Source organism: Ruegeria sp. CDSC025 (genome assembly GCF_059610805.1).
Genome location: NZ_JBXWOJ010000005.1, coordinates 229,520 through 237,186, shown reverse-complemented (window position 1 = coordinate 237,186; position 7,667 = coordinate 229,520). Strand labels below are relative to the sequence as shown.

Annotated in this window: 7 protein-coding genes and 2 tRNA genes; 6 read left to right on the top strand and 3 right to left on the bottom strand. The window is 56.6% G+C overall.

The window, feature by feature from the left end; all coding sequences use genetic code 11:
• Positions 1-515 precede the first annotated feature (515 nt).
• Entirely contained in the window at positions 516-3,953 is a 3,438-nt protein-coding gene (locus AC2FH8_RS10360; protein WP_142636886.1) for a pyruvate carboxylase, read from the top strand.
• Positions 3,954-4,006: 53 nt separating this feature from the next.
• On the opposite strand, the gene AC2FH8_RS10355 is transcribed toward AC2FH8_RS10360, so the two are convergent.
• Positions 4,007-4,936: a hypothetical protein gene (locus AC2FH8_RS10355; RefSeq protein ID WP_496689703.1), complete on the bottom strand. Its 930-nt coding sequence runs from the start codon at positions 4,934-4,936 to the stop codon at positions 4,007-4,009.
• Between the two features lie 134 nt (positions 4,937-5,070).
• Positions 5,071-5,454, bottom strand: coding sequence for an MAPEG family protein (locus AC2FH8_RS10350; RefSeq protein ID WP_142636882.1), 384 nt, complete (start codon positions 5,452-5,454; stop codon positions 5,071-5,073).
• Between the two features lie 201 nt (positions 5,455-5,655).
• Between AC2FH8_RS10350 and AC2FH8_RS10345 the strand changes: the two genes are divergently transcribed.
• The 3 genes from AC2FH8_RS10345 (at position 5,656) to AC2FH8_RS10335 (ending at position 6,050) form a co-directional block, all read left to right on the top strand.
• Positions 5,656-5,730: transfer RNA gene (locus AC2FH8_RS10345), tRNA-Gly, on the top strand.
• A gap of 33 nt (positions 5,731-5,763) precedes the next feature.
• Positions 5,764-5,838, top strand: a tRNA-Gly gene (locus AC2FH8_RS10340).
• Positions 5,839-5,894: 56 nt separating this feature from the next.
• Positions 5,895-6,050, top strand: a complete 156-nt coding sequence (locus AC2FH8_RS10335; protein WP_185956685.1) for a hypothetical protein — start codon at positions 5,895-5,897, stop codon at positions 6,048-6,050.
• On the opposite strand, the gene AC2FH8_RS10330 is transcribed toward AC2FH8_RS10335, so the two are convergent.
• A complete protein-coding gene (locus AC2FH8_RS10330; protein WP_142636899.1) occupies positions 6,047-6,286 on the bottom strand; it encodes an Lrp/AsnC family transcriptional regulator in 240 nt (79 codons plus the stop codon). The genes AC2FH8_RS10335 and AC2FH8_RS10330 overlap by 4 nt on opposite strands.
• 154 nt (positions 6,287-6,440) lie before the next feature.
• Here AC2FH8_RS10330 and hisB point away from each other — a divergent pair, with 154 nt between their 5' ends.
• Positions 6,441-7,028, top strand: coding sequence for an imidazoleglycerol-phosphate dehydratase HisB (hisB, locus tag AC2FH8_RS10325; RefSeq protein WP_496689702.1), 588 nt, complete (start codon positions 6,441-6,443; stop codon positions 7,026-7,028).
• Complete coding sequence (gene hisH / locus AC2FH8_RS10320) at positions 7,029-7,667, top strand: imidazole glycerol phosphate synthase subunit HisH (protein WP_496689701.1); 639 nt, start codon at positions 7,029-7,031, stop codon at positions 7,665-7,667.

Sequence of the window (7,667 nt, the reverse complement as noted above, 5' to 3'; positions counted from 1 at the left end):
CCAAAGGTATTCCTCTCGGCCATCGCTCTCGCTGCTACAGTCCTATTCTGGCTGTAAATCAATGAGTCTGGAGCCTAGACTCTTAAACGGTCGGTGATCTTTCAGAGGATCGGATAAAGAAGTAACGCAATGATTTGAGGCAAGCAGCACGCAAACGATCTGCCCAAAACCTCTCGGGGCTACACATCCACGATAACCGGACACGGTCAGGCCTTTCATTCCCAACGTTCTTGAAGTCAATCGGCTCGGCACCCGGCACGACCATGCGCGCAACTTGCCTAATGTGTCGAAACTCGGCAAAGCACCTGCCGACCGTGGTCAAAAAGTCCTTAATGAACACACCAAATCACGCCGCAATTCACCAGTCTTGATGCCGCAGCGCAGCAAGGCTATCAAGCATTCACCAACAGGAGGCGTTTGCGAGCGTTAACATGCCGGTTCTACCCAAATCACCGATATACCTGCGCGTATTGTTCGCCTAGAAGTTCGCCAAACAAACAGGACCGGGACCTGATATGACACATTTCGACAAGATCCTGATCGCCAACCGCGGCGAGATTGCCATTCGCGTGATGCGCGCAGCGAATGAGATGGGCAAACGCACAGTCGCCGTATATGCGGAAGAGGACAAGCTTGGCTTGCACCGTTTCAAGGCGGACGAGGCCTATCGCATCGGCGAGGGGATGGGGCCGGTTGCCGCTTACCTCAGCATTGACGAGATTATTCGCGTGGCCAAGGAATGTGGTGCGGATGCCATCCACCCGGGCTATGGCTTGTTGTCGGAAAACCCAGATTTCGTGGATGCCTGCGTCCAGAACGGGATCACCTTCATTGGACCAAAGGCCGAAACCATGCGCGCCTTGGGCGACAAGGCCAGCGCCCGCCGCGTGGCCATCGCCGCCGGAGTTCCGGTGATCCCAGCGACCGAAGTGCTGGGCGACGATATGGACGCGATCCGGTCACAAGCCAAAGAGATCGGATATCCCCTGATGCTCAAAGCATCCTGGGGCGGAGGTGGCCGCGGCATGCGCCCAATCGAATCCGAGGACGAAATGGAAGAAAAAGTCCTGGAAGGCCGCCGCGAAGCCGAGGCTGCCTTTGGCAATGGCGAGGGCTATCTGGAAAAGATGATTATCCGCGCCCGCCATGTCGAGGTGCAGATTCTGGGCGACAAACATGGCGAAATTTACCACCTGTATGAGCGCGACTGCTCGGTCCAGCGACGTAATCAGAAAGTCGTGGAACGCGCGCCTGCCCCGTATCTCAGTGAAGAACAACGCGCGGAAATCTGCGAACTGGGCCGCAAGATTTGCGCCCATGTAAATTATGAATGCGCAGGCACCGTCGAGTTCCTGATGGATATGGAAACCAGCAAGTTCTACTTCATCGAGGTGAACCCGCGCGTTCAGGTGGAACATACCGTCACCGAGGAAGTCACAGGTATCGACATTGTGCAGGCACAGATTCTGATCGCCGAGGGCAAATCGTTGGCCGAAGCCACCGGCGCCGCCAGCCAAGCGGATGTGCACCTGAACGGTCATGCCCTTCAGACCCGGATCACAACCGAAGACCCACAGAACAACTTTATTCCCGACTACGGTCGCATCACCGCATACCGCTCGGCTACTGGCATGGGTATTCGCCTAGATGGCGGCACGGCCTATGCGGGTGGTGTAATCACGCGGTACTACGACTCGCTGCTGACCAAGGTCACGGCCTGGGCCCCGACGCCACAGGCCGCGATTTCGCGAATGGACCGAGCGCTGCGCGAGTTCCGTATTCGTGGCGTCAGCACCAATATCGACTTTGTCATCAACCTGCTGAAACACCCGACCTTCCTGTCGAATGAATACACCACCAAGTTCATCGACACGACGCCCGAGCTGTTCACCTTTAAACGACGCCGTGACAGGGGCACCAAGGTTCTGACCTATATTGCGGATATCACCGTGAATGGGCATCCCGAAACCAAGGATCGTCCCGAACCGCGTACCGATCTGAAAGAGGCCAAGGCCCCGGCTCTGAAAAGTGAACCGCAGATGGGCACCCGCAATCTGCTAGAACAAAAGGGCCCGCAGGCGGTGGCCGATTGGATGAAGGCTCAGCGCCAGTTGCTGATCACCGACACCACGATGCGCGACGGGCACCAGTCGCTGCTGGCGACGCGGATGCGGTCGATCGACATGATCAAAGTGGCCCCGAGCTATGCGGCCAACCTGCCGCAGCTGTTCAGCGTCGAATGCTGGGGCGGCGCCACTTTCGATGTGGCTTATCGGTTCTTGCAGGAATGTCCGTGGCAACGTCTGCGTGACCTGCGCGAGGTGATGCCGAACCTGATGACCCAGATGCTTTTGCGCGGTGCAAACGGGGTTGGATACACCAATTACCCCGACAACGTGGTGCAGGAATTCGTTCGTCAGGCGTCAGAAAATATCGACGTGTTTCGCGTCTTCGACTCTCTCAACTGGGTCGAAAATATGCGTGTCGCGATGGATGCGGTGGTCGAGAACGGTAAAATCTGTGAAGGCACCGTTTGCTATACTGGCGATATTCTGGACCCGAACCGTGCCAAATATGACCTAAAATACTATGTTGGCATGGCGAAAGAGTTGCGCGATGCCGGGGCTCATATTCTGGGCCTGAAAGACATGGCCGGCCTGCTGAAACCAGCCTCGGCCAAGATTTTGATCCGTGCGCTGAAAGAAGAGGTCGGGTTGCCAATCCACTTCCACACGCACGACACTGCCGGTATCGCCAGCGCCACCATTCTGGCCGCCTCCGAGGCGGGTGTGGACGCAGTGGATTGCGCGATGGACAGCTTCAGTGGCAACACTTCTCAGGCGACATTGGGCACTGTGGTCGAAGCGCTGCGCCATACGGAACGCGACACCGGTCTGGACATCAAAGCCATCCGCGAAATCAGCGACTATTTCGAGGTGGTCCGAGGCCAGTATGCGGCCTTTGAATCCAGCCTGCAGGCCCCTGCATCCGAGGTATATCTGCACGAGATGCCCGGTGGCCAGTTCACTAACCTCAAGGCTCAGGCGCGCAGCCTTGGCCTGGAAGAGCGTTGGCATGAAGTGGCGCAGATGTATGCGGACGTGAACCAGATGTTCGGCGATATCGTCAAAGTCACGCCTTCGTCAAAAGTGGTTGGCGACATGGCGCTGATGATGGTCAGCCAAGGGCTGACGCGCGCCGATGTCGAAAACCCGGACTCGGACGTGGCCTTCCCGGATTCGGTCATCGACATGATGCGCGGCAATCTGGGGCAGCCTCCGGGCGGGTTCCCTGATGCGATCATCAGCAAGGCGCTTAAGGGCGAAAGCCCCAACACTGACCGCCCCGGCAAAGACGTACCCCCGGTCGATCTGGAGGAAACGCGCGCCGAGCTATCCAAACAACTTGACGGCAAAGAGGTCGACGACGAGGATCTGAACGGATACCTGATGTATCCCAAGGTGTTCCTTGATTACATGGGTCGCCATCGGATCTATGGCCCCGTCCGCACCCTGCCCACGCGCACATTCTTCTATGGAATGGAGCCCGGCGAAGAGATCGCCGCGGAAATCGATCCCGGCAAGACTCTTGAGATTCGCTGTCAGGCCATCGGTGAAACCGATGAAAATGGTGAGGTCAAAGTGTTCTTTGAACTGAACGGTCAGCCCCGTGTGATCCGGGTGCCAAACCGTCTGGTGACGTCAACCACGCAGGCCCGACCCAAAGCGGAAATCGGCAACCTCGCACATATCGGCGCACCGATGCCGGGTGTCGTGGCAACCGTTGCGGTTACTGCGGGACAAGAGGTCAAAGAAGGCGATATGCTTTTGACCATCGAGGCCATGAAGATGGAGACTGGCATTCACGCCGAAAGGGACGCCGTAGTCAAAGCCATCCACGTTCAGCCAGGCGGCCAAATTGACGCCAAGGACCTGCTGATCGAGCTGGAATAGCAAAAAAAGGCGCGCCTCTGGGGCGCGCCTTTTCCATTTCATTGGGTTAAGGTTCAGCCGTCTACGGTTTCTCCTTCAACCTCATCTTCGACCAATGCCTTTTCTGTTTCATCACCAGAAACATCATAATCCGCAAGCGCCGGCAGACCCAGCAGGTCGTGCAGCTCGTTCAGGGCGTCGTCAGACAACTCGCGACCGCCGGTCAGAGTATCCAGAGCCTCTTGCGGGTCAGAAGATCCGGCCAGGTTTGTCTCGGCCTCCTCTACAGCCAGCGCAGCCTCTTCGACCGCGTCGTCGTACTTGTCCTGAGCGGTGATGCCCTCGGCAAGCTCGTCTTCGGTCGGCTCATAGGCCTCTTCGATCTCTTCTGCGGTCAGTTCCTGCAGGTCTTCCAGTTCGTCGTTCTTATCCTGCAGATCTGTCGCCGCATCGGTATGACCAAGAATGCTCTGCTGATAAGAGTACAGTTTTCCTGGCATACTGTTCGGAGACGCATTCATAAGAGCCGTTTGGCTGGCATGGGCTGCGTTCAGACCTTTAAGCTCCGATGCAATTTTGCCGTGCTTGTTGGGGTGAACCGGCTCCTCATCAACGACAGCAGTGGTAACTTTGGTCATCTTGGCAGGTTTCTTATTGCCCTTGACCAGATTACCAATCGAAGCGACCAGCCCGTTTTTCTTTTGAGTCGTAGCGCCCGTTTTGGCAGTTTTTTGCTTTTTCAGGCCAAGACTGGCGAGCAACCCTTTGCCAGTCCCCTTTTTACCCAAGGACTTGCCACCTTTCACCTGTGAGGACTTGTCGCCAGACTTATCCGCGCCGTTCCCATTTCCACCACCATTGCCTTTGCCACCGCCATTACCTTTGCCGCCACCATTTTTGGCGATGGCCATATCAGGTACGGCAACAACTGCCACAAAGCTTACAGCGCCAAGCAGCAGAAATGAGGTCGCAACTACACGCGAAAGTAACAAGAACCGTTTCATATTATTCACCTGTCCTTCTTGAGCAGTGGCAGCAGATACCACAAAATCAAGCACCTGAGTTAACGTTGACAGTTAGTTAATAATTGAATTTGGGTAAAATGGTGGCTTTTTTCGGCGTGTGCGACCCACCGCGCTCACACCGCCAGCACAATATTGGCTATTGCAGCTACGAAGATTGAACCAAATGTCAGCAGCATTCCGATTTGCCTGAGGATAACGATCTGCGGAGACCTGCCAAACCCATATGCATGAAGCAGGCGACCACCCAGCAAGGCCAATCCCAACAGGTTCAACAGCAACCCGCTGGCGCCCTGCAATTCAACCATCGCCATCAATAACAGCGCAAACGGCGCGTATTCCGCGAAATTGCCATGAGTTCGGATCGCCTTGATCATTTGCCCCTTGCCACCATCCCCGTAGGAAACCTTTTCGCCCCGTCGGTGGCCAATGACCCGAAGGCTCAGCGCCAGATACAAAAAGGCGGCTAATGCCGCATAAACCGGTGTAATTGTCAGCATGGGTGGCTCCGTCTATTAATATTCCTAAGCTCTGGGCAAAGCTTAACGCGGAATCTCGACCGGTCCAGTTGAACCGGGCTGCTGCTACGCGAGGTCAAGTCTGTCTGGATTTCCTCCGCACGAGAAGATTTTTTGCAAAAGTCGCGTTTTTCCCCTTGCAGCTTTCCGCCAGAATTAATACTTCACGCCTCACTCAACGGCGCGGGCGTAGCTCAGGGGTAGAGCATAACCTTGCCAAGGTTAGGGTCGGGCGTTCGAATCGCCTCGCCCGCTCCATTGAGAGGTCTCCGGACCAAATATGTATCTGATGCGGGCGTAGCTCAGGGGTAGAGCATAACCTTGCCAAGGTTAGGGTCGGGCGTTCGAATCGCCTCGCCCGCTCCAGATACAAACCCTCTCACTCAACGCTGTTTTCTTATGGCGCGGCCTGCTGAAAAAGCATGACCCGCGTATATGTTCATATGCCGCAACCGAACAAAGCCACCTTCACATTGGCCGCGCGGACGGCGCATAAGAACGTCTTTGACACCGCGCCGAAGTACTCCGATCACGACCCGGACCGAATCTTCCGAGTGACAACGTTTGAGCAGGGCTAGAACGCCTTGAACGTCATTGTGGTCAGCGAGCGTTCTATACCCGAGATCACCAGCAGATTTTCATTGATGAAATGTCCCACATCCTCGGCCTCGGGGATGTAAAGCTTCAGCAGCAGGTCATATTCGCCGCTGGTAGAGTAGAGCTCCGAGTGGATTTCGCGCAACGCGATCTCTTCAGCCACCTTGTAAGTGGTGCCGGGTTTGCAGCGGATCTGGATGAAAACACAGGTGGACATGGGCCGAGCCTTGTTGGTTGAGTTGGCCGCAGGCTGACATGGGCTGCGCCCGGGCGCAATCCCCTGCAACAGTTTGCGGCGATTGCGACGGATGGTCTGGATCAACCCGCCCTACCCCGTCTATAAGCACGCCTGTAGTAAAAGGAATTCGCCCATGCGCAGCGCAAAGATCAGCCGTCAGACCGCCGAAACCGAGATCACGGTCGAGGTCAATCTGGATGGGACTGGCCAGTATGACAACCAGACCGGCGTCGGTTTCTTTGACCACATGCTGGATCAGTTAGCGCGCCATTCTCTGATCGACATGACGATCCGCGCCAAGGGCGATTACCACATCGACGACCACCACACGGTCGAGGATACCGGAATCGCACTGGGGCAAGCGTTGACACTGGCCTTGGGCGACAAAAAGGGCATCCGGCGGTATGGCGAATGTCACCTGCCGATGGACGATGCACAGGTGCGCTGTGCGCTGGATCTGTCAGGGCGACCGTTTCTGATCTGGAACGTAGACCTGCCGACACCCAAGATTGGCACCTTCGACACTGAACTGGTGTGCGAGTTCTTTCAGGCGCTGGCCACTCATGGCGGCATCACGCTGCATATCGACCAGTTGCACGGGTTCAACAGCCACCACATCGCAGAAGCGGCGTTCAAAGCTGTCGCGCGCGCATTGCGCGACGCGGTTGAGACCGATGCGCGCAAAGCAGATGCGATTCCGTCGACCAAGGGCGCGTTGTAAATGCTCACCGCCATTATCGACTATGAAAGCGGCAATTTGCATTCCGTTGAAAAGGCGTTTCAGCGCATGGCGCGGGAACTGGACGCCGGCGAGGTCGTAGTAACTTCAGACGCGGATGTCGTTGCACGCGCCGACCGGCTGGTGCTGCCCGGTGACGGCGCTTTCCCTGCCTGCGCGGCCGAGCTGCGCGGGCACAAGGGTATCTATGACGCGATGGTCGAAGCGGTCGAGCAGAAAGCCCGCCCATTTCTGGGTATCTGCGTGGGTATGCAGCTGATGGCCTCGAAAGGTCATGAGTACACTGACACCGATGGGTTGGACTGGATTGCTGGGGATGTGGTGCAGATTGCGCCGTCAGACCGGTCGCTGAAAGTGCCGCATATGGGTTGGAACGATCTGGTGTTGGAAAGCGAACACCCTGTCTTTGCCGGGGTCACATCAGGCGATCACGCCTATTTCGTCCACTCATACCATTTCCGGGTCAGCGATCCGGCACAGCGTCTGGCCTATGTGGATTACGGTCAGGACGTCACGGCCGTAATTGGCCGTGACACTATGGTCGGGATGCAGTTCCATCCTGAGAAAAGCCAGGATGTGGGCCTGCGCATGATCGGGAATTTCCTGACCTGGACGCCCTGA